General features: G+C 72.4%; 16 protein-coding genes and 1 pseudogene. 7 read left to right on the forward strand and 10 right to left on the reverse strand.

What is annotated here, in order from left to right; all coding sequences use genetic code 11:
• Positions 1-1,847 (forward strand): DEAD/DEAH box helicase (locus tag BJF80_RS20850; protein WP_187344366.1); only part of this gene is annotated, 1,847 nt, incomplete at its 5' end.
• Positions 1,848-1,871: 24 nt separating this feature from the next.
• The gene (locus BJF80_RS10875; RefSeq protein ID WP_075813603.1) at positions 1,872-3,428 is read left to right on the forward strand and encodes a phytoene desaturase family protein; all 1,557 of its coding nucleotides are present in this window, start codon (positions 1,872-1,874) and stop codon (positions 3,426-3,428) included.
• 9 nt (positions 3,429-3,437) lie between these two features.
• Here BJF80_RS10875 and BJF80_RS10880 read toward each other — a convergent pair whose 3' ends face one another.
• From BJF80_RS10880 to BJF80_RS10890, 3 genes are read right to left on the reverse strand one after another with little or no spacing between them, the layout of a single operon-like run.
• The gene (locus BJF80_RS10880; protein WP_022924741.1) at positions 3,438-3,584 is read right to left on the reverse strand and encodes a methionine/alanine import family NSS transporter small subunit; all 147 of its coding nucleotides are present in this window, start codon (positions 3,582-3,584) and stop codon (positions 3,438-3,440) included.
• The gene (locus BJF80_RS10885; RefSeq protein WP_075813605.1) at positions 3,581-5,128 is read right to left on the reverse strand and encodes a sodium-dependent transporter; all 1,548 of its coding nucleotides are present in this window, start codon (positions 5,126-5,128) and stop codon (positions 3,581-3,583) included. Before BJF80_RS10885 ends, BJF80_RS10880 begins: the two co-directional genes overlap by 4 nt.
• Positions 5,125-5,601: a type II 3-dehydroquinate dehydratase gene (locus BJF80_RS10890; RefSeq protein ID WP_075813607.1), complete on the reverse strand. Its 477-nt coding sequence runs from the start codon at positions 5,599-5,601 to the stop codon at positions 5,125-5,127. The genes BJF80_RS10885 and BJF80_RS10890 overlap by 4 nt, the downstream gene beginning before the upstream one ends.
• Before the next feature lie 174 nt (positions 5,602-5,775).
• On the opposite strand from BJF80_RS10890, the gene BJF80_RS10895 reads away from it, so the two are divergent.
• Positions 5,776-7,188 (forward strand): GH1 family beta-glucosidase, encoded by a 1,413-nt coding sequence (locus tag BJF80_RS10895; RefSeq protein WP_075813609.1) that lies wholly within the window; start codon positions 5,776-5,778, stop codon positions 7,186-7,188.
• Here the strand turns inward: BJF80_RS10895 and BJF80_RS10900 are convergent.
• The 6 genes from BJF80_RS10900 to BJF80_RS10925 all read right to left on the reverse strand — a co-directional run bounded on the left by BJF80_RS10900 (position 7,185) and on the right by BJF80_RS10925 (position 13,730).
• Positions 7,185-7,994, reverse strand: a complete 810-nt coding sequence (locus tag BJF80_RS10900; RefSeq protein WP_075813611.1) for a helical backbone metal receptor — start codon at positions 7,992-7,994, stop codon at positions 7,185-7,187. The genes BJF80_RS10895 and BJF80_RS10900 overlap by 4 nt on opposite strands.
• Positions 7,991-9,385, reverse strand: coding sequence for a UTP--glucose-1-phosphate uridylyltransferase (locus tag BJF80_RS10905; protein WP_237767564.1), 1,395 nt, complete (start codon positions 9,383-9,385; stop codon positions 7,991-7,993). The genes BJF80_RS10900 and BJF80_RS10905 overlap by 4 nt, the downstream gene beginning before the upstream one ends.
• Before the next feature lie 10 nt (positions 9,386-9,395).
• Entirely contained in the window at positions 9,396-10,331 is a 936-nt protein-coding gene (locus BJF80_RS10910) for a DUF1295 domain-containing protein (RefSeq protein ID WP_075813613.1), read from the reverse strand.
• A 44-nt stretch (positions 10,332-10,375) separates the two neighbouring features.
• Positions 10,376-11,323: a carbohydrate ABC transporter permease gene (locus tag BJF80_RS10915; RefSeq protein WP_075813615.1), complete on the reverse strand. Its 948-nt coding sequence runs from the start codon at positions 11,321-11,323 to the stop codon at positions 10,376-10,378.
• Positions 11,320-12,300: a carbohydrate ABC transporter permease gene (locus tag BJF80_RS10920; RefSeq protein ID WP_075813617.1), complete on the reverse strand. Its 981-nt coding sequence runs from the start codon at positions 12,298-12,300 to the stop codon at positions 11,320-11,322. Before BJF80_RS10920 ends, BJF80_RS10915 begins: the two co-directional genes overlap by 4 nt.
• 86 nt (positions 12,301-12,386) lie before the next feature.
• A complete protein-coding gene (locus tag BJF80_RS10925) occupies positions 12,387-13,730 on the reverse strand; it encodes an ABC transporter substrate-binding protein (RefSeq protein ID WP_237767565.1) in 1,344 nt (447 codons plus the stop codon).
• A gap of 342 nt (positions 13,731-14,072) precedes the next feature.
• On the opposite strand from BJF80_RS10925, the pseudogene icmF reads away from it, so the two are divergent.
• Positions 14,073-17,290, forward strand: a pseudogene (gene icmF, locus BJF80_RS20855) (fused isobutyryl-CoA mutase/GTPase IcmF).
• A gap of 8 nt (positions 17,291-17,298) precedes the next feature.
• Entirely contained in the window at positions 17,299-17,511 is a 213-nt protein-coding gene (locus BJF80_RS10935) for a hypothetical protein (protein WP_075813621.1), read from the forward strand.
• Positions 17,512-17,570: 59 nt separating this feature from the next.
• Here BJF80_RS10935 and BJF80_RS10940 read toward each other — a convergent pair whose 3' ends face one another.
• Complete coding sequence (locus BJF80_RS10940) at positions 17,571-19,112, reverse strand: DEAD/DEAH box helicase (protein ID WP_075813623.1); 1,542 nt, start codon at positions 19,110-19,112, stop codon at positions 17,571-17,573.
• A 153-nt stretch (positions 19,113-19,265) separates the two neighbouring features.
• Here BJF80_RS10940 and BJF80_RS10945 point away from each other — a divergent pair, with 153 nt between their 5' ends.
• Together BJF80_RS10945 and BJF80_RS10950 are read left to right on the forward strand one after the other, a co-directional pair.
• The gene (locus BJF80_RS10945; RefSeq protein ID WP_075813625.1) at positions 19,266-20,111 is read left to right on the forward strand and encodes an alpha/beta fold hydrolase; all 846 of its coding nucleotides are present in this window, start codon (positions 19,266-19,268) and stop codon (positions 20,109-20,111) included.
• 92 nt (positions 20,112-20,203) lie between these two features.
• A complete protein-coding gene (locus tag BJF80_RS10950; RefSeq protein WP_075813627.1) occupies positions 20,204-23,578 on the forward strand; it encodes a DEAD/DEAH box helicase in 3,375 nt (1,124 codons plus the stop codon).

A 23,578-nucleotide genomic window follows, 5' to 3' on the forward strand; every position in this document is an offset into this window, starting at 1 on the left:
AGACGACCGGGGAGACCGGGGCGCTACCGCGAGGACGACCGCGGTGGCTACCGCGGGGACGGCCGCGGTGGCTACCGCCGAGACGACCGGGGAGACCGGGATGCTACCGCCGAGACGACCGGGGTGGCTCGCGCGAGGGTCAAGGACGGCAGCAGGGCTCGGGCTACCAGGAGCGGACCTGGCGCTCGCACCGCGAGGAGCGCGAGGGTCGCCCGGGCCGCGGGCGGCACGAGGGACGCAGCTGGGAGGAGGGACGCCGGCGCGAGGACCGTGGGCCGCGCGGCGACCGCTGGGAGGACCGGCGCGACAACCGTGGGAGGCCGTCCCGTTCGTGGGAGCGTGGCAGCGCCGACGACTCCTTCGCCGAGGCCGAGGCCGAGCGCGACGCGGCGGACGCGGCCTACCAGGAGCGGGTGTCCGCGGCACGCAGCGAGGACGCCTCGGCCGCGGTGGAGGCCGACAACGGCTTCGTCCCGCTCGGGCTCCGCGAGGTGCTGGTGACGACCCTGGCGCGTATCGGCATCACGACCCCCTTCCCGATCCAGGCGGCGACCATCCCCGACGCGATGGCGGGGCGCGACCTGCTGGGCCGCGGCCAGACCGGCTCGGGCAAGACCATGGCCTTCGGCCTGCCGCTGCTCGACCGCCTCGCCGGGCGACCGCGTGCGGTGCCGCACCGGCCGCGCGCGGTGATCCTGACCCCGACGCGGGAGCTGGCCATGCAGATCGTCGACGCGCTGGCGCCGCTGATGCGCGCGGTCGACCGCCGTTTCGTGCTCGTGGCCGGGGGGATGTCCTACACCCCGCAGCTGCGCGCGCTGGAGAAGGGCGTGGACGTCCTCGTCGCCACCCCGGGTCGTCTCATCGACCTCGTCGACCGGAGCGCCGCGGACCTCTCCGAGGTCGAGGTGACCGTCCTCGACGAGGCCGACCACATGGCCGAGATGGGATTCGTGGAGGCGATCCGCCAGGTCCTCGACCTCACCCCCTCCGACGGCCAGCGGCTGCTCTTCTCCGCCACGCTGGACCACGGGGTCGACCAGGTCGCGAAGACCTACCTCAAGCACCCGGTCACCCACTCCACCGACGACGCACGCGCCAGCGTCACGACGATGGCGCACCACGTCTTCCTCGTGCACCCGCACCACAAGAAGCCGATCACGGCGGCCATCGCCAACCGCCCGGGCCGCACGGTGGTCTTCTGCCGCACCAAGCTCGGCGCGGACAGGGTGGCGCTCCAGCTGCGCGAGTCCGGTGTCTTCGCCGCCGCCCTGCACGGTGGTCTCAACCAGGCCCAGCGGACCCGCGTCCTGGACGCCTTCAAGTCCGGCACCTTGCCCGTGCTCGTCGCGACCGACGTGGCCGCGCGCGGCATTCACGTCGACGACGTCTCGCTGGTGCTCCAGGTGGACCCCCCGGCCGACCACAAGGACTACCTGCACCGCTCCGGACGCACCGCGCGGGCCGGGGAGGACGGCGTCGTGGTGACACTGGCCCTGCCGCACCAGAAGCGGCAGGTGGCCCGGATGCTGGACGCCGCGGGGGTCGAGACCGAGCCCCGGCCGGTCGCCCCCGAGGACCACGCGGTGATCGAGACGGCGGGCGGGTCGGTGCCAGAGGGTGAGCCGGTGCCGCAGAGCCGGCTGGACGAGGTCATGCGCCCCCAGCGCGGTCCGGGCCGCGGATCGCGGGCACCGCGCGGTCCTCGCGGCCAGCGCCAGGGAGACCGGGGGCAGGACCGGCGCCAGCAGGACCGGGGTCGCGACCGTCAGGGCCGGGGCGGCCCGGGCGGCTCCCGCGGCCAGCGCCAGGGAGACCGGCGGCCGGACCGGCGCCCCCGCGACTGACCTGCAGCGCCTACCATCGGCCCCATGACTTCGAGCCACGACGTCGTGGTGGTCGGCGGCGGGCACAACGGGCTGGCCGCCGCGGCCTACCTCGCCCGCGCCGGTCGCTCGGTCCTGCTGCTGGAGCGGTCGCCGGAGCTGGGAGGTGCGACCGTGTCGGCGGAGGCCTTCCCCGGCACCGGTGCCCGGCTGTCGCGCTACTCCTACCTCGTCAGCCTGCTGCCGCGCCGGGTCGTCGACGACCTGGGTCTCTCGCTGCACCTGCGCCGACGCCGCTACTCCTCCTACACGCCGGTGCTCGGCGGCGACACCGGCCTGCTCATCGACCACGGCGACCCGCCGGCCACGGCCGCCTCCTTCGCCGCCGTCGGTGCCGGCGCCGACGCCGCCCGCTGGGACCGCTTCTACGAGCGGGTGGGCGAGCTCGCCCGGGCGGTGTGGCCGACGATGACCGAGCCGCTGCTGCGGCGGCGCGAGATGGCGCACCGGGTCGGGGACCCGGGACTGGTGCGCGACCTGCTGGAGCGTCCCCTCGGAGAGGTGATCGAGTCCACGGTCGCCGACGACCTGGTGCGGGGGGTCATCCTCACCGACGGCCTCATCAGCACCTTCGCCGACGCGCACGCCGCACACCTGCGGCACAACATCTGCTTCCTCTACCACGTCGTCGGCGGCGGCACCGGGGACTGGGACGTGCCGATCGGGGGCATGGGCCAGGTCTCGGGCGAGCTGGAGCGCGCCGCCCGCGACGCCGGCGCGGAGCTCGTCACGCGGGCCACGGTGACCGCGGTCGAGGAGGGCGCCGTCACCTGGCAGGACGCGGAGGGTATGCCGCAGCGTGCCACCGCGGGCCGGATCCTGTGGGCGGCAGCCCCGGCGGTGCTCGACGAGGTCGCGGGAGGCCCGCCGGGGGAGCGGGTGGAGGGAGCCCAGGTGAAGGTGAACCTGCTGCTCTCCCGGCTGCCCCGGCTGCGGGAGACCGGGGTCGCCCCAGAGGCGGCCTTCGGCGGGACGTTCCACATCAACGAGACCTACACCCAGCTGCAGCAGGCCGCGGCCGACGCCGGGCGGGGGCAGGTGCCGAGCCCGATGCCGGCCGAGATCTACTGCCACTCGCTCACCGATCCGACCATCCTGAGCCCGCGGCTGCGCGAGCGGCACCCCGAGGCCCAGACGATGACCGTCTTCACGCTGCAGACACCCGACCGGCTGCTCGACGGGCGCGGCGAGGAGGCCCGGGACGAGCTGCAGCGCGCGGTGCTCGACTCGATGTCCTCGGTGCTGGCCGAGCCGATCGACGACGTCGTGCTCACCGATGGCGACGGTCGCCCGTGCGTCGAGACGCGCACCACGCGGGACCTGCAGGCGAGCCTGGCCATGCCGGGCGGCAACATCTTCCACGCCCCGCTGGAGTGGCCGTTCGTGGAGGACGACGCCCCGCTCGACACGCCGGCGCAGCGATGGGGCGTGGCCACGGCCTACCCCGGGGTGCTGCTCGCGGGGGCCGGGTCCCGGCGCGGCGGGGGCGTCAGCGCCCTCGGCGGCTACCACGCCGCCCGGGCGCTGCTCGAGGGCGCCTGACCCGAGGGATCAGCCGACCGCGTCGTCGCGGTCCGGGTCCGGGAGCACCTCGTCGTCCACGGCGGGCCGCCGTCGCAGGAAGAGCACGCTGGCGACCAGACCGCCCCACACGACGAGGACGGCGACGATCATCATGAGCACGGCGGGGGTGGTCATCGGCGCTCCTCCTCGAGCTCGGGCCATGGCCGGAAGTCCTCGTCCTCGCCCCGCCGCCAGGGCAGCAGCGTGAGCACCAGCGCCCCGCCGACGACGAGGGCGATGGCTCCCCAGCCGAAGACGGTGAGGTACCAGCCCGGGTAGCCCTCGTAGCCCTCGGTCAGGAGCGTGCGCACCCGCTCGTAGAGCATGTAGCCGAGCAGCACCGGCGCGAGGACGCCGATGAGGGCATACCAGTAGCGACCCACCTGGAAGGTCGAGACACGGTTGAGGTGCGCCCGCAGCACCGGCGCGGTGCGGAAGACCCACACCACCAGCACCGTCATGACGATGGCCGAGACGACGATGCCCACGTTGTTGGCCCACTGGTCGACCGTGTCCAGGGCGATCAGACCGGAGGTGGTCGAGAACAGCGCCAGCGAGATCACCGCGCAGACCAGGCCGACCACGATCGCCGAGGTCCGCTGCGCCAGGCCGAACTTCTCCTGCACCGAGGCGGCGACCCCCAGCAGGATGGAGATGATCGAGGTGAAGCCCGCCAGGACCAGCGCGCCGAAGAAGACGGCGCCGAAGAGCGCACCCCCGGGCATCTCGCTGATCACCGCCGGGAAGGTGACGAAGGACAGGATGGGCCCGCTCAGGCCCTCCAGCTGGTCGATGCCCGTCGCCTGCTGGTGCGCGAGGAAGCCGAGGGTGGCGAAGACCCCGATCCCGGCGAGGATCTCGAAGCTGGAGTTGGCGAAGGCGACCACCAGCCCCGCGCTGGTCATGTTGGCCTTGCGCCGCTGGTAGGACGCGTACGTCACCATGATGCCGAAGGCGATCGAGAGGCTGAAGAAGATCTGGCTGTAGGCCGCGATCCACACCGCGGGATCGGCCAGTGCGCCCCAGTCGGGGGTGAAGAGGGCGTTCAGCCCGTCGGCCGCCCCCGGCAGCGTCACGGCCCGCGCCACGAGCGCCACGAAGGCGAGCACCAGCAACGGGATGAAGAGCACGTTGACCCGCTGCACGCCCCGGGTCACGCCGAGGGCGATGATCGCCATGACGACCACCCAGACCAGCACGAGCGGGATCGCCACGGCAGGCACGATCGTCGTCGACACCTCGGGCGCGCCGACCCGGAGGTACTCCCCGGTGAAGAAGCCTGCCGGGTCATCACCCCAGCGCAGGTCGAAGGCGAAGACGAAGTAGCTGAGCGACCACGCGATGACCGCGGCGTAGTAGACCGCGATGACGAAGCTCAGCACGATCTGGAACCACCCGAGCGCCTCGGCCGGCCGGGCCATGCGCCGGTAGGCCAGGGGTGCGGCGCCGCGGTAGCGGTGCCCGATGGCGTAGTCGAGGAAAAGGATCGGGATACCGGCGGTGAGCAGCGCCACGAGGTAAGGCACGAGGAAGGCGCCGCCGCCGCTCTCGTAGGCCACCCCCGGGAAGCGCCAGATGTTGCCCAGTCCGACCGCGGACCCGACGGCCGCCAGGATGAAGCCGGTCGAGCTCGACCACGTCTCGCGGCGTGCCTGCGTCGCCGGTGCCGCCCCGCTCATGCCCGGGTGCCCCGCGCGTCCGAGGACCGGGGGTCGGGCGCGGTGGCCAGGTGGTCGACCGCCCAGCCGTAGCCCCGCACCCCCGCACCGGCCACGACCATCTCGGCGGCGGGGGAGAGGTAGGAGGTGTGCCGGAACGGCTCGCGCGCGTGCGGGTTGGACACGTGCACCTCCACCACGCGCAGCGCGGTGCCCTTGATCGCGTCGTGCAGCGCCACGGAGGTATGCGTGCAGGCACCGGCGTTGAGCACGACGCCGACGCAGTCAGGGTCGCGACCCGCCTCCTGCAGCGCGTCGACCAGCTCACCCTCGTGGTTGCTCTGCCGGCACCTCACCTCCAGGCCGTGCTCGGCCCCGCGGTCGGCGCAGAGCCGCTCGACGTCGGCGAGGGTGGCCGTGCCGTAGATCTCCGGCTCGCGGGTGCCGAGCAGGTTGAGGTTCGGCCCGTTGAGGACCACGATGTGCCGCGCCATGGGGTTACGCTCTCACATGTCGGCGCCGCGTCGGGCCCTCGCGCCGGGCGTCGCCCGGAGCCCGGCTCGCGTCGTCGCAGCGCTGCTGTTGACGGCGCGGCCCAGGGGTGCGCAGAGTGGGTGAGTTCTGACCTGCACGGCAACAGCCGGTCCGCCCGAAGGAGTCTGTCCGCCATGACCGCCCCTCTCGCCTTTCCCGACGGTTTCCTCCTCGGGGCCGCCACCGCGGCCTACCAGATCGAAGGGGCGGTCCACGAGGACGGCCGGGCCGACTGCATCTGGGAACCCTTCTCCGCGACCCCGGGCAAGGTGGTGGAGGGGCATACCGGGGCGGTGGCCTGCGACCACTACCACCGGATGCCGCAGGACGTGGCGCTCATGCGTGCGCTCGGTCTCGGGGCCTACCGGTTCTCGGTGTCCTGGGCGCGGGTCTGCCCGGACGGGCGCACGGTCAACCCCCGAGGACTGGACTTCTACTCCCGGTTGGTCGACGAGCTGCTGGGCGCCGACATCCTGCCCTGGGTGACGCTCTACCACTGGGACATGCCGCAGGCGCTGGAGGAGGAGGGCGGCTGGGCCGACCGCGGGGTGGTCGACCGGTTCGTCGACTACGCGCTGGCGGTCCACGACCGGATCGGGGACCGGGTGCGGCAGCTCACGACGCTCAACGAACCGTGGTGCTCGGCCTTCCTCGGGTATGCCGCCGGCGTGCACGCCCCCGGGCGCACCGACCCGCAGGACGGGTTGCGGGCCGCCCACCATCTCCTGCTCTCCCACGGCCGCGCCGTGAGTGCACTGCGCGAGCGGGACCCCGGGCTGGAGCTGGGCCTGACTCTCAACTTCACCGAGATGCAGCCGCAGGATCCCGCGTCGGCGGCCGACCAGGACGCGGCCCGACGGCTCGACGGACTGGCGAACCGCTTCTTCATCGAGCCGATCACGCGGGGTGCCTACCCGCCGGACGTCCTGGACGACCTGGGCGAGCTGTGGCCGCGCGACCTGGTGCAGGCGGGCGACCTGGAGACGATCTCGACGCCGATCGACGTGCTCGGGGTCAACTTCTACGCCAGCAGCATGGTCACCGGCCCCGCCCCGGAGGCCGCCCGAGAGGCCGCCCGCCAGGCCCGCGCTCACGACGGCCCCTCACCCAACGTCGGGTCCGAGCACGTGGTGACGGTCCGCCGTGGCATACCCGTCAGCGACATGGGCTGGGAGATCCGGCCCCCGGCGCTGCACGAGCTCCTGGTGCGGCTGCAGCGGGACTACACCGGCCCTGCCGGCACCCGCCTCTACGTGACCGAGAACGGCGCGGCCATGCCGGACGTCCCCGACGAGGAGGGCTTCGTCGACGACCAGGACCGGATCGCCTACCTGGAGGGCCATCTGCGGGCGGTCCACGGCGCGATCACGGAGGGCGCCGACGTCCGCGGCTACTTCGTGTGGTCGCTGCTGGACAACTACGAGTGGGCCTTCGGCTACACCAAGCGCTTCGGCATCGTCCGGGTCGACTACGACACGCAGCGCCGCATCCCCAAGGCGAGCGCCCACTGGTATGCAGACGTCGCTCGCTCTGGCTCGATCGGCTAGCGCGGGCTGGGCGGATCGTCTCGTGGCGCTCCGTGGGTCCCCGTCGCGGGCACCGAGGTGAGCAGGTCGGCGGCCTCCAGCATGGCGGGGCCGTACCACGTGAGCACCCTGCCGCTGACGAGCCGCGTCGGGGTGCGGGAGAAGGCCTCCGGCCCGTCCTGCGCGGTGAAGACGTAGGGCTCGTCCGGGAGCAGCACGACGTCGGCACCGGCGCGGTCGAGGTCGTCCACCTCGACCCTCGGGTAGCGGTCCTCGTCGCCGGCGTAGACGTTGGCCAGCCCCGCGCGGTCGAGCAGGTCGGTGGTGTAGGTCCGGGCACCGACGACCATCCACGGGTCGCGCCAGATCGGCACGGCGACGCGCGCCCGGGGCGGGGTGCCCGGCCCGGGGGCCCAGCGACGCTCCACCTCGGTCAGCCACGCCGGCTCGCCCCACCCCAGGACGTCGACGAGCAGCGTGCGCAGCACGCGCAGCGCGTCGTCGACCGACTCCACCACCCCGACCCAGACCGGTATGCCCGCGTCCCGCAGCCGTCGCACGTCCAGCTCGCGGTTCTCCTCCTGGACGCAGACGACCAGCTCGGGAGCGAGCGCCGCCACCGCGGCCCGGTCCGGGTTCTTGGTGCCCCGGACCCGCGGGACGTCGAGGTCGGCGGGGTGGGTGCACCAGTCCGTGGCGCCCACGAGGGCCTCGCGCCGGGTCGCCGCCAGCGCCTCGGTGAGCGAGGGCACGAGGGACACCACCCTGGTCACCGCGCCCTGGGGCAGCGGCACCGTCGCACCGAGGTCGTCCTGGACCGTCCTCACGACGCGCCCAGCGTGGTCCCGTCCTCGACGGTGCCGCCCTCCGGTCCGAGCACGGCCCCCCCGACGACGCGGACGTCGCGGCCGAAGCGCCAGTCGCCCTGCACCTCGAGCCGCTCGGCCTCGACCAGCGAGGGCACCCCGGCGGGGAAGCGCTCGTCGAAGTCGCCGATCATCCCGTAGTGCTCCTTGCTCAGGTCGACCACCGGCGCCGGGTCCACGGTCCTGCGCAACCGGTAGGAGGTGTCGTCGACGGCATACACGTCCGAGCGCAGCAGCGCCAGCTCGTTGGTGGTCTTGACCGGCACGAAGCGGTCCCGGGTCACCGCCACCGACGCGGCGTCGTCGAAGAGCTCGACGGCGCTGCCCATCGCCGACTCGATCTGGACGACCGGGGTCGAAGCCTTGTCCTTGGGGTCGACCGTCTTGGCGTTGCGGATGAGCGGGAGCTCCATGACCCCGTCCCGCTCGGCCAACATCGCGCGCAGCCGCTCCAGGTTGAACCACAGGTTGTTGGTGTTGACGTAGGGGTGCTTCTCGCCGTCCATGAAGTGGACCATCTCCTCCTCCGCCGTCTGCGCGGTGTCGCGCAGCACCAGCCGGCCGTCCGCGCGCCGGCGGACGAGGTGGCCGCCCTTCTTGTCCATCTCGGTGCGGCGGCAGACCTCGGCGGCGAAACCGGCGCCGCTGGCCGCGAACCACGCCGCCACCCGCCCGTCGGGGACGGCGCCGAGGTTGTCGACGTTGGAGACGAAGGCATACCGGAAACCACCCTCGAGCAGCCGGTCGAGGAGCCCGCTCGCCAGCAGCGAGGGGTAGAGGTCGCCGTGGCCGGGCGGGCACCACTCCAGCCCGGGGTCGGCCTCCCAGGTGACGGGGGTGAGGTCGTCGGCGCGCAGCTTGGGCTCCTGGCTCTGCAGGAAGTCCAGCGGTATGCCCGCCACCTCCAGGTCGGGGTAGCGCGCCAGCACCTCCAGCGTGGCCTCCCGGGTGGAGAAGCTGTCCATGAAGGTCAGCGGCAGCCGCACGCCGTAGCGTTCCCGCAGCGCGAGCACCTGGCGCACGGTGATGTCGAGGAAGGTGAGGTCGCTCCGGACCGGGAGCAGCGACTTCGGGCCGGCCAGCCCCATCGAGGTGCCGAGCCCGCCGTTGAGGGTGATGACGGCGGTCGCGCCGAGCGCCTCGGCGGCCTCCTCGTCGGTGACCTGCACCTGGTCGAGATGGGCGGCGGGCAGGGCCGGCTCCACGTCGGCCTCCGCGATGAGCCCCGTCGCCCCGGCCGCGAGGTTCTCGTAGTGGCGGGCGAAGGTGTCCCGCGCCGGCCGGCTGACGCCGGCCTGCTCCATGCGGTCCAGGGCCTGGGCGAGTCCGGGTGTGCTCGTGCTCGTGCTCATGGGCACCAACCTACTGAACGGGGCGCGAGCGGCGACAGCGTGACCCGAGGGGGAAGAGCACGGGAGTCCGCGCCGTGTAGGCCTCGTAGTCGGACCGGCCGCCCCATCGCTCGTCGGCCCGGCGCTCCAGCGCCGGGACCCCGCTGCCGAAGCGCAGCAGCAGGTAGATGAGCCCCGGGGAGACCAGGGTGACGTGCTGCCAGCCGGAGAGCGCCGGGAGCGCCACCAGGGCGACGCCGGTCCAGAGCAGGATCTCGCCGACGTAGTTGGGGTGCCGGGAGATCGACCACAGACCGGACTGGATGAAGTCACCCTCGTTCGCCGGGTCGGCCCTGAAGGCCGACTTCTGCGCGTCGGCGACCGCCTCGACCCCGAAGCCGAGGAGCCAGACCGCGATGCCGGCATACCCGAGGACGCCCAGCGACTCCCGGGTGCCGGAGGTGATCGCGGCCAGCGCCGCGCCGGCGGCGAAGGTGACCCACAGGCCCTGCACCGTCCACACGAGCAGGAACCTCCGCCAGTCCTGCTTGAGCTCGTCGAAGCGGCCGTCCTTGCCCGCCTTCGTGACCCGCCGGAAGAGGAAGACCCCGAGCCGCAGCGCCCAGAGGAGCACCATCATCGCGAGGACCCAGGTGCGGGCGTCGCGGTCCTCGACGAGGACCAGGGCCAGGATCGCCAGGAGCTGGAAGGTGAGGGACCCGGTGAGGTCGAAGAAGCGCTCGGTCTGCGCCAGGAACGAGGGGACGTAGACGACCCAGTTGAGGACGAAGGCGAGGGCGACCAGCAGCAGCATGAGCGGCAGGCCGTCGGCGACACGGTGCCCCCCGTCCGAGGCGGCGAGCGCGAGGAGCAGCCCGCCGAGGGTGGCAGCGCCAGCGAGGACGAGGCTCGTCGCGCAGGTCAGCCTACGGTCGTGGGGGCGTGCCCTGCCCGGCAGTGCGCACATCGACCCCGGGAGGATTCCCCGGGGTCGATGTGCGTGATGGCCGCTCAGCCCTTCACACCGCCGGCCAGCAGACCGCGGACGAAGTAGCGCTGCAGCAACAGGAAGACGGTCACCGGGACGACCATGGCGACGAAGGCGCCGGCCGACAGCAGGTGCCAGGCGGTCCCGCGCGTCCCGGTCAGGTCCGCCAGGCGGACCGTCAGCGGCGCCACCTCCTGCGCCGAGCCGAAGACCAGTCCGACGAGCAGGTCGTTCCAGACCCAGAGGAACTGGAAGATGCCGAAGGCCGCGATCGCCGGCACGAGCAGGGGCAGCAGCACTTGGAAGAAGATCTTCACGTGGCCCGCCCCGTCGACGCGTGCCGCCTCCACGAGGGACCGGGGGATGTCCATCATGAAGTTGTGCAGGAGGAAGATCGCCAGCGGCAGCGCGAAGATGGTGTGTGAGAGCCAGATCGGCCAGAACGACCCGACGATGCCCCAGTTGTTGTACTGCGTCAGGAGCGGGATCATCGTGATCTGGATCGGGACGATCTGCAGCGCGAAGACCGCGACGAACAAGATGTTGCGGCCCCGGAACTCCAGCCACGCGAAGGCGTAGGCCGCCAGCAGTGCCAGCGTGATGGGGATGATGACGGCGGGCAACGTGATGACGATGGTGTTGATGAAGACATCGATGAAGTTCGTCGAGCCTCCGTAGAGCACCGCGTCGTAGTTGCCCCAGGTCACCTGCGGGTCGCTGAAGAAGGTCCACCATCCCGAGGTGCGGATGTCGATCTCCGGGCGGAAGGAGGTGACGAACAGCCCGAGCGTCGGGATGCTCCACAGGATGGCGATGACGATCGCGATCACGCTGGCCCACGGCGAGGACAGCTTGGTCTTCGCGTCGACCGCCCGCTGCTCGGCCTTGGTGAGCTTGCGCGGCGGGGTGCTCTTGGCCGGGGTGGTGCCGGCCGTGTCGGCCGTGTCGGCGGTGTCGGTGCTGGTGCTCATCGCTGCTCCTCCGCCAGCTTCATCTGGCGCACGTTGTAGACCACGACCGGGACGACCATGACGAAGAGCAGCACCGCGAGGCTGGCACCGATGCCACCCTCACCGCGCACGAAGCTCCGGGTGTAGAACTCGTTGGCCACGATCGAGGTGTCGAAGTTGCCGCCGGTCATCGTGAAGACGATGTCGAAGACCTTGAGGGTCGCCATCGCGATCGTGGTGATGACGACGACGACGGCGGGACGGATGGACGGGACGGTCACCGAGCGGAACATCTGCCAGTTGCTGACGCCGTCGAGCTTGGCGGCCTCGATGATGTCGTCCGGGATCGCCTTGATCGAGGCCGACAGGATCGTCATCGCGAAGCCGGACTGGATCCAGATCATCACGGCGATCAGGAAGAAGGTGTTCCAGGGCCAGGTGAGCAGGAACTGCTGGCTGTCGAAGCCGAGCCAGACCAGCAGCTGGTTGGCCAGGCCCGTCTGAGGCCGGTCGGTGGGCTTGAAGTCGTAGACGAACTTCCAGATGATGCTCGCCCCGACCATCGAGATCGCCATCGGGAGGAAGACCAGGGTCTTGGCGAGCTTCTCGAAGCGGGTCCGGTCCACGAGCACGGCATACACCAGCCCGATCGCCGCCGACAGCAGTGGCACCAAGATCACCCACAGGAAGGTGTTGAGCAGCACGATCCGCAGCGCCGAGTTGCCGAAGACGTCGGCGTAGTTCTGCACACCGACCCAGTCCTGGCCGTTGTCGCTGCGGAACGAGTTGATGATCGTCACGATGGCGGGGTAGACCAGCCCGAAGACGACCAGCAGGGCTGCCGGGCCCAAGAACGCCAGCACCGTGATCCACAGGGGCATCCGAGGGCGGTCGGCGAGGAAGAGCACGAGTGCCATCACTGCCACGAACAGCAGGATCGCGATCCCCATGACGAGGAACTTCTCCACCGGTGTCCCGGTGTTGAGCAAAAACTCCATGGATGAGTCCTTTCCGGCGGGCTGCGGCGCCACGGACGGCGGGGGGGCGGGCGGTGAGACACCGCCCGCCCCGCGCCGTCAGCGGGTCAGTCCCAGCTGTTCTCGATGGAGTCGAGCACCGACTGGGTGTCCTCGCCGGTGATCCAGTTGGTCATGCCGGTCCAGAAGGACCCGGTGCCGACCGCGGCCGGCATGAGGTCGGAGCCGTCGAACCGGAACTCCGTCGCCTCGTCGGTCAGCAGCTCGTAGGCCAGCTGGTCGATGGGGGACTTCAGGTTGGCCGGGTCGAGGCCGGAGTTGGCCGAGACCCATCCGGGGGAGGAGACCTTCGCCTTGGCGTTGGACCACTCGGGGCTCGCGAGGTAGGCCTGCAGGGCCTGGACCTCAGGACGGTCGGCGAACATCAGCGTGAACTCGCCACCACCCAGCAGCGGCTGCTCGTCGGGGTCGTTGCCCGGCAGGTAGAACGCGAAGACGTCGCCGTCTTCGGCGACGTTGGTACCCTCCGGCCAGTTGGCCTGGTAGAAGGACGCCTGCCGGTGCAGGAAGCACGACCCGTCGAGAATGGGCAGCCCGGCCTCGCCGAAGGGCACGGTGGCGATCGACTCCACGCCACCGAGGCCTCCGTTGACCATCTGCTCGTCCTTGAGCACCTGGCCGGCCTGGTCCAGCGCCTCGACGACCTGGTCGTCGTTGAAGGGGATCTCGTGCTCGACCCACTGGTCGTAGGCCTCCGGCCCGGCGGTCCGCAGCATCATGTCTTCCAACCAGTCTGTGGCCGGCCAGCCGGTGGCGTTGCCGGACTCGATGCCAGCGCACCAGGGCTTGGCGTCCGGGTGGTCCGAGGCGATCTGCTCAGAGAGCGCCATGAGGTCGTCCCAGGTCTCGGGGATCTGGTAGCCGTTCTCCTCGAAGGCTGCCGGGGAGTACCACACGAAGGACTTGGCGTTGGCGCCGAGCGGAGCGGCGTAGTACGTGCCGTCGACCGTGCCGTAGCCCTTCCAGGACTCGTTGTAGTACTCGTCGACGTTGGCCTCGGCCTGCTCGCCGACCGGGAAGACCGAGTCCGGGAAGTCGGTGACGAGGCGCTCGACGAGACCGGGCTGGGGGATGTAGGCCATGTCGGGGGCGTTGCCGGACTCGAGCCGCACGGGGAGCTGAGTCTCGAACTGGCGGGAGCCCTCGTACTCCACCGTCACGCCGGTGCAGTCCTCGAAGGGGATGAAGGCGTCGATGTGGGACTGGTCCTCGGGGGAGACGATCGAGGTGTAGACGCTCACGCTCGTCCCCTCGAGGTCGCCGTACTCCTGGTACGGCTCGCAGGCGACGTCGACCGACGACAGGGCCTCGTCGACGTTGTCGCCGCCGGCCCCCTCGCCGCCGCCGCAGGCGGCCAACGTGACTCCCGCCAGGCCGAGGGTCGCTGTCATCGCCAGCCGGCGAGTAGTGCTTCTGCGCATCGTCGCGCGTCCTTTCTGAAGAACTTCCCCGCATCCCGGATCGTGGGGACGTGGGCACGGGGACCTATCGCAGCACCCCGACCTGTCGGGCATCAAGCATTCGCGGTCACGTAACGGTAACGATCTCTTCCGGCTCCGGGGAGAGGCGTGCGACCAGCGGACCGGAGGCGCCCGGTTGACGAGCACGTCAAGGAGGCCGCGCCGGTCCACTACCATCGAGGGGTCAGCCCGCACTCGAGGAGGAGAGCACCGGTGAAGAACGACCAGAGCGCGACCGCGTCGGGATCGCAGGCCGCCGGCGGCAGGCCCGCCCTGCGCACCCCGGAGCACCCGGTCCGGATCGTCACGGCCGCGAGCCTCTTCGACGGGCACGACGCGTCGATCAACATCATGCGGCGCATCATGCAGAGCCAGGGCGCCGAGGTGATCCACCTGGGGCACAACCGCTCGGTGGCCGAGGTCGTCGAGGCGGTGCTCGACGAGGACGCCAACGCCGTCGCGGTGTCCTCCTACCAGGGCGGTCACGTGGAGTACTTCGAGTACCTCGTGGACCAGCTCCGCGAAGCGGGGGCGGGGCACGTCACCGTCGTCGGCGGGGGTGGCGGCGTCATCGTCGCCGAGGAGATCGAGCGGCTGCGCGAGGCCGGCGTCACCATCTTCTCCCCGGAGGACGGGCAGCGCCTGGGTCTGCCGGGGATGATCAACCAGGTCATCACCGAGGCCGACACGGACCTCTGGGAGGTCGGCGCCGCCGACGTCGAGGCCGTGCTGGCGGGGGAGCGGACCGCGGTCGCCCGGGCGATCACCGGCGCCGAGCTCGGCTCGCTGCCGTCCGCCGACCGGGAGCGGTATGCCGCGGCGGCGAAGGAGAGCAGCACCCCCGTGCTCGGGATCACCGGCACCGGCGGGTCCGGCAAGAGCTCGCTCACCGACGAGCTGGTCCGGCGCTTCCGCATCGACCAGGGCGACCGGCTCCGGATCGGGGTGCTCGCCATCGACCCGACCCGGCGCAAGGGAGGCGGCGCGCTGCTCGGCGACCGGATCCGGATGGGTGCCCTCGGCGGGGACCAGGCGATGTTCCGGTCCATGGCCACCCGCGGCGAGTCGGAGGTGCCCGAGGCGCTGCCGGTCGCCATCGACGTCCTCAAGGCCGCCGGCTTCGACCTCGTCGTCGTCGAGACGCCCGGGATCGGGCAGGGCGATGCGGGCATCGTGCCCTACGTCGACACCTCGCTCTACGTCATGACCCCGGAGTTCGGGGCGGCCAGCCAGCTGGAGAAGATCGACATGCTCGACTTCGCCGACGTCGTCGCGATCAACAAGTTCGAGCGGCGCGGCGCCATGGACGCACTGCGGGACGTCGGCCGTCAGCTCGTGCGCAACCGGGAGGCCTTCGGCAAGAAGCCCGAGGACATGCCGGTCTTCGGCACCTCCGCCGCGACCTTCAACGACGATGGGGTCACCGCCCTCTACCAGGCGCTGCGCGACCTTCTCGGCGACCAGGGTCTGGACGTCACCGAGGGCGTGCTGCCCCGCGTCGAGGTGCAGCACTCCTCGATGATCCGGCAGGTCGTGCCGCCCAAGCGGGTGCGCTACCTCGCCGAGATCGCCGACACCGTCCGCGGCTACCACGACGACACCGAGCGGTATGCCCTCGCCGCCCGTCGCGTCGAGCGCCTCGCCGCGGTCGACGACGAGCTGGCAGCCGCCGGGAGGACCGACCACGGCGTCGACGACCTCCTCGCCGAGGCGCGGCGGAAGCTCCCGACCGAGGTCGAGGAGATGATCGAGGGCTGGCCCGCGCGCGTGGAGGCCTACTCCGGGGACGAGCAGGTGGTGAAGGTCCGCGACCGCGAGATCCGGACCCGGCTGACCAAGGAGTCGCTCTCCGGCAACCGCATACCCCGGGTCGCGCTGCCGACCTACGACGAGGCCGGCGCGCTGGTGCGCTTCTGGCGCCGGGAGAACCTCCCGGGCTTCTTCCCCTACACGGCAGGCGTCTTCGCCTTCAAGCGGGACAACGAGGACCCGGCGCGGATGTTCGCGGGCGAGGGCGACCCGTTCCGCACCAACCGGCGCTTCAAGCTGCTCTCCGAGGGGCAGCCGGCGACCCGGCTGTCCACCGCCTTCGACTCGGTCACCCTCTACGGCCACGACCCGGCGCAGCGCCCGGACATCTACGGCAAGGTCGGCACCTCCGGGGTCTCCATCGCGACGCTGGACGACATGAAGGCGCTCTACGACGGCTTCGACCTCGTCGACCCGACCACCTCGGTGTCGATGACGATCAACGGCCCGGCGCCGACCGTGCTCGCCTTCTTCCTCAACACCGCGATCGACCAGCAGGTCGAGGCCTTCCGGGAGCGGGAGGGCCGCGAGCCTCCGGGGCCGAGGCGCAGGAGCTGCGTGAGTATGCCCTGCAGCACGTCCGCGGCACGGTCCAGGCGGACATCCTCAAGGAGGACCAGGGGCAGAACACCTGCCTGTTCACCACCGAGTTCTCGCTGCGGATGATGGGCGACGTCCAGGAGTGGTTCATCGAGCAGGGGGTGCGCAACTTCTACTCGGTGTCCATCTCGGGTTACCACATCGCCGAGGCCGGAGCGAACCCCATCAGCCAGCTCGCCTTCACCCTCGCCAACGGCTTCACCTACGTCGAGTCCTACCTCGCCCGCGGGATGGACATCAACGCCTTCGCGCCCAACCTGTCGTTCTTCTTCTCCAACGGGATGGACGTGGAGTACTCCGTCATCGGGCGGGTGGCGCGGCGCATCTGGACGGTCGCGATGCGCGAGCGCTACGGCGCCAACGAGCGCAGCCAGAAGCTGAAGTACCACGTCCAGACGTCGGGGCGCTCGCTGCACGCGCAGGAGATGGACTTCAACGACATCCGCACGACGCTGCAGGCGCTCATCGCGATCTACGACAACGCCAACTCGCTGCACACCAACGCCTACGACGAGGCGGTGACCACCCCCAGCGGGGAGTCGGTGCGGCGCGCGCTGGCGATCCAGCTCATCATCAACAAGGAGTGGGGCCTGGCGATGAACGAGAACCCCAACCAGGGGTCGTTCATCATCGAGCAGCTCACCGACCTCGTCGAGGAGGCGGTGCTCGCGGAGTTCGACCGGATCAGCGAGCGCGGCGGCGTCCTCGGCGCCATGGAGACCGGCTACCAGCGCGGCAAGATCCAGGACGAGTCGCTGCTCTACGAGCACCGCAAGCACGACGGCACGCTGCCGATCATCGGGGTCAACACCTTCCGGCGGCCCGAGTCCGAGCGGGAGGAGGTCGAGGTCGAGCTGGCCCGGGCCACCGAGGCGGAGAAGCAGTCGCAGCTGGACCGGGTCCAGGCATACCAGGAGGAGCACCGCGAGGAGGCGCAGGAGGCCCTGGCCCGGCTCAAGGAGGCCGCGATGGCCGGCGACAACGTCTTCGCCGTGCTCATGGACGCCGCCCGGGTGTGCACCCTGGGCCAGATCACCGAGGCCTTCTTCGAGGTCGGTGGGCAGTACCGCCGCAACGTCTGAGGCGCGGGGTGGGGCGGCTCAGCGCTCGCCCGGGCTCCACCTTCGGCACGCGCTCGCTGGACGCGCGGGACCGCACCACCCGGCTGCAGGTGGCGCAGCCCATCGCCGGGGGCTACGACCTCATGGGCTACGACGCTGAGGACGTCTGCCACGACGTGCTCGACCAGTACGAGCGCTGGGCGGCCAGCTCGGCGATGGTCGCCGAGGGCCGCGAGCACTAGCCCACCGGCGTCCCGGTGGCGACGTCGGCGGTGGCAGCGCCTCCGCCGACGGCTGCGGGTCAGCGGCGGCGACCGCTCCCGCTGGAGGTGGAGAAGGCGACGATCGAGCCGCCCGAGGTCTGCTGCCGGCCCTGCCGGCGGCGGGTCTGGCCTTGCCCCTGACCGGTGCGACCGGATCCCTGGCCGCCGCGGCCCGACCCCTGGTCCTGACCGCCGCGCCGGGGGCCGCCCTGGGTGCGGTCGCCGCGACCTGTGCCCGGACCGCCACGCCGGGACGACCCGTCCTGGGTTCGGCGTGACCCGCGCCCCTGCTGGCTACCGCCCTGGCCGGTGCGTCGGGAACCCTGACCCTTCGGGCCGCCCGCGCGACCGGAGCCCTGGCGGCCGCCGCCCTGGGCGGGCGCCTGGATCGTGAGACCACCCGGGACCAGCGTGCGCTCACCCGGGGCCAGCTCGGCGAGGATGGGGTGCCCCGCGTCGGCGCGGGTCGTCGTGGGCTTGATGCCCGCCGCCCGGGTCAGCGAGCGGACGTCGCGCACCTGCTCGTCGGTCATCAGGGTCACGACGGTGCCACCGGCACCGGCGCGCGCGGTGCGACCCGAGCGGTGCAGGTAGGCCTTGTGCTCCACCGGCGGGTCGGCGTGCACCACGAGCGAGACGTCGTCGACGTGGATGCCGCGGGCGGCGATGTCGGTCGCGACGAGCGTGGAGGCCTGGCCGGAGTGGAAGGCGTCGAGGTTGCGGGTCCGGGCGTTCTGCGCCAGGTTGCCGTGCAGCTCGACCGTCGGCACGCCCGCGCCGTTGAGCTGCTTGGCCAGCTTCTTGGCGCCGTGCTTGGTCCGGGTGAAGACGACCGTGCGGCCCGGGGCCGAGCCGAGGTCGGTGAGCACGGCGAGCCGCTGCCCGGCGTCGATGTGCAGCACGTGGTGGTCCATCGCCGCCACGGGCGACTGCGCCGAGTCGGCGTGGTGGGTGACCGGGTCGTGCAGGTAGCGCCGGGCGATGACGTCGACCCCCGAGTCGAGGGTCGCGGAGAAGAGCATCTTCTGGCCTCGCCGAGGGGTGCGGTCCAGCAGCCGCTTGACGACCGGCAGGAAGCCGAGGTCGGCCATGTGGTCGGCCTCGTCGAGGACGGTCACCTCGATGCCGGACAGGTCGGCGTGGCCCTGGCCGAGGAGGTCCTCGAGGCGGCCCGGGCAGGCGACGACGACGTCCACCCCGGCCTGCAGCGCGCGGACCTGCGGGTTTTGGCCGACCCCGCCGAAGATCGTCACGTGCGCGAGCCCCGCCTGCGCGGCGAGCGGCTCCAGCGAGGAGGCGATCTGTCCGGCCAGCTCACGGGTGGGCGCCAGGATCAGCGCGCGCGGCAGGCGCCCGCGGCGGCGGCTGGCCGAGGGATCGGCCAGCCGCCGGGCCACGACCGGCAGCAGGAAGGCGAAGGTCTTGCCCGACCCGGTGCGGCCGCGGCCGAGGACGTCGCGGCCGGCCAGCGAGTCCGGCAGCGTGGCGGCCTGGATGGGGGTCGGGACGGTGATGTCGCGGGCGGCGAGCACGTCGGTGAGGGAGGAGGGCACGCCGAGGTCGGCGAAGGAAGAGGTCACGGGGATCTTTCGGGACGGATGCGGTGTCCCACCCGGCGCGTCGCGCGTCCGTGGCGGCCGGTGGCCGCGAGATCGGGCACCCCGAGGTGAGACGGTGCGGGATGCGACACCAGTCTATCGCAACGCGGGGCTTCCACCGGCCATGATGGGGTCGTGGACAGCGACGGTGACCGGGTCGAGGAGCTCAGCCACGCCGGGCTGCGGCACGAGGCGCTCGTCGGCGGCCCCTCCGGTGGCGAGCCGGTGGTGCTGCTGCACGGCTTCCCCCAGGACGCGACCGCCTGGCGGGCGCTCGCGCCGCTGCTGCACGATGCCGGGCTGCGGATCCTCGCCCCGCACCAGCGTGGCTACGGGCCCGGGTCGGCGCCGACCTCCGTCTCCGCCTACCGGCTGGACTCCCTCGTCGGGGACGTCCTGGCCTGGCTGGACGCGCAGGGCTGGGCCCGCGCCCACGTCGTCGGCCACGACTGGGGTGGCGCGGTGGCCTGGGCCCTGGGGGCGTGGCACCCCGGGCGGGTGATCACGCTCACCGTGCTCTCCACGCCGCACCCGGCCGCGCTGCGCTGGGCGGTGCGGCACGGCGACCAGGCCCGGCGCAGCTGGTACGTCGCGGGCTTCCAGGTCCCTCGCGTGCCCGAGCTCGTCATGGCCCGGGCGCTGCGTCGGGGGGAGCTGCGGCGCACCGGGCTGCCCGCGGACGACGCCGTCCGGTATGCCGCGCGCCTGGGCTCCGCCGCACGCCTGCGCGGACCGGTCAACTGGTACCGCGCCGCGGCCCGCGGCGGGTCCCGGTCCGTCGGCACCGTCGCCGTGCCGACGGCATACCTCTGGGGTGCCCGCGACCCCTTCCTCGGACGCGCGGCGGCGGAGCGCACGGCGCACCACGTGGTCGGCGACTACCGGTTCACCGAGCTGGGTGCCGGGCACTGGCTGCCGGAGACCCGGGCGCGGGAGGTGGCCGCCACGATCCTCGGGCGGGTGGGTACGCCAGGGCACTGACCGCGCCGAGGGTCGGGCTCGGCGCACGATCGGTGGCGCCGCCTGTGGACGATCCGCCCGGTCTGTCACCCCCGAGCCCTAGGCTCGGTGCCATGTCCACGGACCTCGCCGCCGCCGACTGGGTGCTGCGGGTCCAGGACCAGGACCTGCGCTCCGAGGTCGGCGAGCTGACCTTCGCCCGGGCGCAGGGGTATGCCGACTCCGGTCAGGTCCGCACCCTGGTCACGGGGCCGGACGGCGCCGCCCTGGTCGGCACGGTGACCGGCGGTCGCGGACACGTCTACCAGACGGTGGTCCGGATCCACGACCGCGAGGTGCTGGTCTGGAGCGGCCAGTGCAGCTGCCCGGTCGGTCAGGACTGCAAGCACGCCGTCGCCGTTCTCATGACGGCGCGGGCCCGGCTGCGCGCCCGCAGCTCGACCCGGTCCGGCTGGGAGGCCGCGCTGGCGCCGCTGCTGCAGGGTGGGGCCGCCAGGGGCGGCACCGCGGCAGGGCACCGGCTGGGGCTGCAGGTCTCGCTCACCCAGGGCCCCGGGGGTCGGGACGAGCGCACCCGGGTCGGGCTGCAGCCCGTGCGGCCGGGCCGGAGCAAGCCGTGGGTCGGGCAGGGCGTCGGCTGGGACGAGCTGACCAACCGCTGGTCGCGGGTGGAGGTGGACCCGCGGCACCGCGCCCTGCTGGCCCAGCTCGCGGCGCTGGGCAAGAGCTCGGGCTTCGGCTACTTCTACTCCTCGGCCAAGGAGCTGCCGCTCGGGGAGATCGGTGCCGTGGCCTGGCCGGTGCTGCGCCAGGTGGTCGAGGCCGGGGTCCCCCTGGTGGGTGGTCGCGGGGTGGCCGACGTGGTAATGGGGGCCGGCACGGCACGGGCCGGGCTGGACGTCACGCGACGCGAGGACGGTGGCCTGCTCGTCCGCGCCCGTGTGGAGGACCTCGACGGACCCGGGGACGCCGACACCGGTCCTGACCCCCACGCCGACGACGACCAGGAACCCCAGGCCGACCGCGACCCTGACTCCGACGTCAGCCCCGGGCACGAGGTCTTCCTCGTCGGCAGGCCGGCCCACGGACTGGGCCGGCTCGACGCGTCCGGGAGGCTCACCCTGCTGCCGCTGGCCGAGCCGGTGCCCGACGTCGTCGTCGCGCTGCTCGAGTCCGGCCGCACGATGGAGGTCCCGGCCGACGACGTCTCCCGCTTCCTCACGACCTACTACCCGGCCCTGGCCCGTCAGGTGCGCCTCACCTCGAGCGACGGCAGCGTCGTGACCCCGGCCGACCGCCCGCCACGTCTCCGGCTCGAGATCACGCCGGAGGCCGGGCACGTGCTGCACCTGCGGTGGACCTTCGCCTACGCCGTGCCCGCCGTGACCGGGAGCGAGGAGGTGGCCGTCGTCGGCCTGGGGCCGGGGCAGGACGATCCGGTGCGCGACGACCGCGCCGAGGAGCAGGCCCTCGCCGCGGTCCTGCCGTTGCTCGAGGACACCCCGGGCCTAGTGGACCACGGGCGGGCGGGTGCGCACCCCCTGCGTCCCCGCGCGCTGCTCACCGGCATCGGCACGGCCCGCTTCGCGACCGAGGTTCTGCCCAGGCTCGAGGAGTCCGACCAGCTCGACGTCCTGGTGCACGGCGACCTCGCGACCTACGAGGAGGCCGACGAGGCCCCGGTCGTGCACCTGCGCACCACCGAGGCGGAGGAGGGCGACTGGTTCGACCTGCGCGTGCAGGTCCTGGTGGGGGAGACCGAGATCCCCTTCGACCAGCTCTTCGCGGCGCTCTCCCTCGGCCAGGACGAGCTGCTCCTGGAGTCCGGGCTGTGGCTGCGTCTGGACCAGCCCGAGCTGCGCGACCTGCGCCGGCTCATCGAGGAGGCCCGCGAGCTCGCCGATGACGACGGCGAGGAGGACCCTGCGCGGGTGCGGCTCTCGCCCTACCAGGCGGGGCTCTGGGAGGAGCTGGTCGAGCTCGGGGTGGTGCACGACCAGGAGGGACGCTGGCGCGAGCGGGTGGACTCGTTGCTGGCGCTGGGCGACGGGGACCGTGGCCTGGTGCAGGCCCCGGCCGCGCTGGAGGCGACCCTACGGCCCTACCAGCTGGCGGGATACCGCTGGCTGGCCGGCCTCTGGGACGCCGGCCTGGGCGGCATCCTCGCCGACGACATGGGGTTGGGCAAGACGCTGCAGGCGCTCGCGACGGTGGTCCGGGCCGAGGATCGCGGTGACCTCGCCGGCGGCCCGGTCCTCGTCGTGGCCCCGACCAGCGTCGTCGGCGCCTGGGCCGAGCAGGCGGCGCGCTTCGCCCCGCACCTGCGCACGAGGACGATCACCGCGACCCGGCGGCGCCGAGGAGCCGACCTGGCGTCCGCCGTCGGGGGCGCCGACCTCGTCATCACCTCCTACACCCTGCTGCGGCTGGAGGCGGAGGCCTACCGCGCGCTGCCGTGGAGCGCGGCGATCCTGGACGAGGCGCAGGTGGTGAAGAACCGCAGGTCGGCCACCTACCAGGCGGTCCGTCGGCTGGGTGCCGACCGGACCGTCGCGATGACGGGCACCCCGATGGAGAACACCCTCATGGACCTGTGGTCCATGACCTCGCTCGCCTCGCCCGGCCTGTTCTCGCGGCCCGAGACGTTCACCGAGCGCTACCGCAAGCCCATCGAGTCCGGCGAGGCGCCGCTGGCGCTGGACCGGCTGCGGCAGCGGATCCGACCGTTCATGCTGCGGCGGACCAAGGCGGAGGTCGCCGCCGACCTGCCGGACAAGATCGAGCAGACGCTGGGCATCGAGCTGCACCCGGCGCACCGCCGGGTCTACGACCAGCACCTCCAGCGGGAGCGGCAACGGGTGCTCGGACTGCTCGCGGACCTCGACAAGAACCGCATCGCGATCTTCCGCTCGCTGACCCTGCTGCGCCAGCTCGCCCTCGACCCGGCGCTGGTGGACGAGGAGCACGCCGGGCTCGCGCGCTCGGCCAAGATCACCGCCCTGCTGGAGCTGCTCACCGAGGTCGCTGCGGAAGGTCACCGGGCGCTGGTCTTCTCCAGCTTCACCGGCTACCTCTCGCGGGTGCGGATCGCCCTGGAGGAGGCCGGGATCGGGTATGCCTACCTCGACGGCCGGACCCGTGACCGGGCGGCCCGGATCGCGGCCTTCCGCGAGGGCGACGTGCCGGTCTTCCTCATCAGCCTCAAGGCCGGCGGCGTGGGGCTCACCCTGACCGAGGCCGACTACGTCTACGTCCTCGACCCCTGGTGGAACCCGGCCGCCGAGGCCCAGGCCGTGGACCGCACCCACCGGATCGGTCAGCACCGCACCGTCCACGTCTACCGGATGGTGTCCAGCGGCACCATCGAGGAGAAGGTCGTGGCCCTGCAGGAGCGCAAGCGCCGGCTCTTCAGCACCGTGGTCGACTCCGGCGAGTTCGCCGCCGGCACGGTGACCGCGGCGGACATCCGGGGGCTCGTCGAGGGGTGA

The organism is Serinicoccus sp. CUA-874, assembly GCF_001942225.1.
GTDB lineage: Bacteria > Actinomycetota > Actinomycetes > Actinomycetales > Dermatophilaceae > Ornithinicoccus > Ornithinicoccus marinus.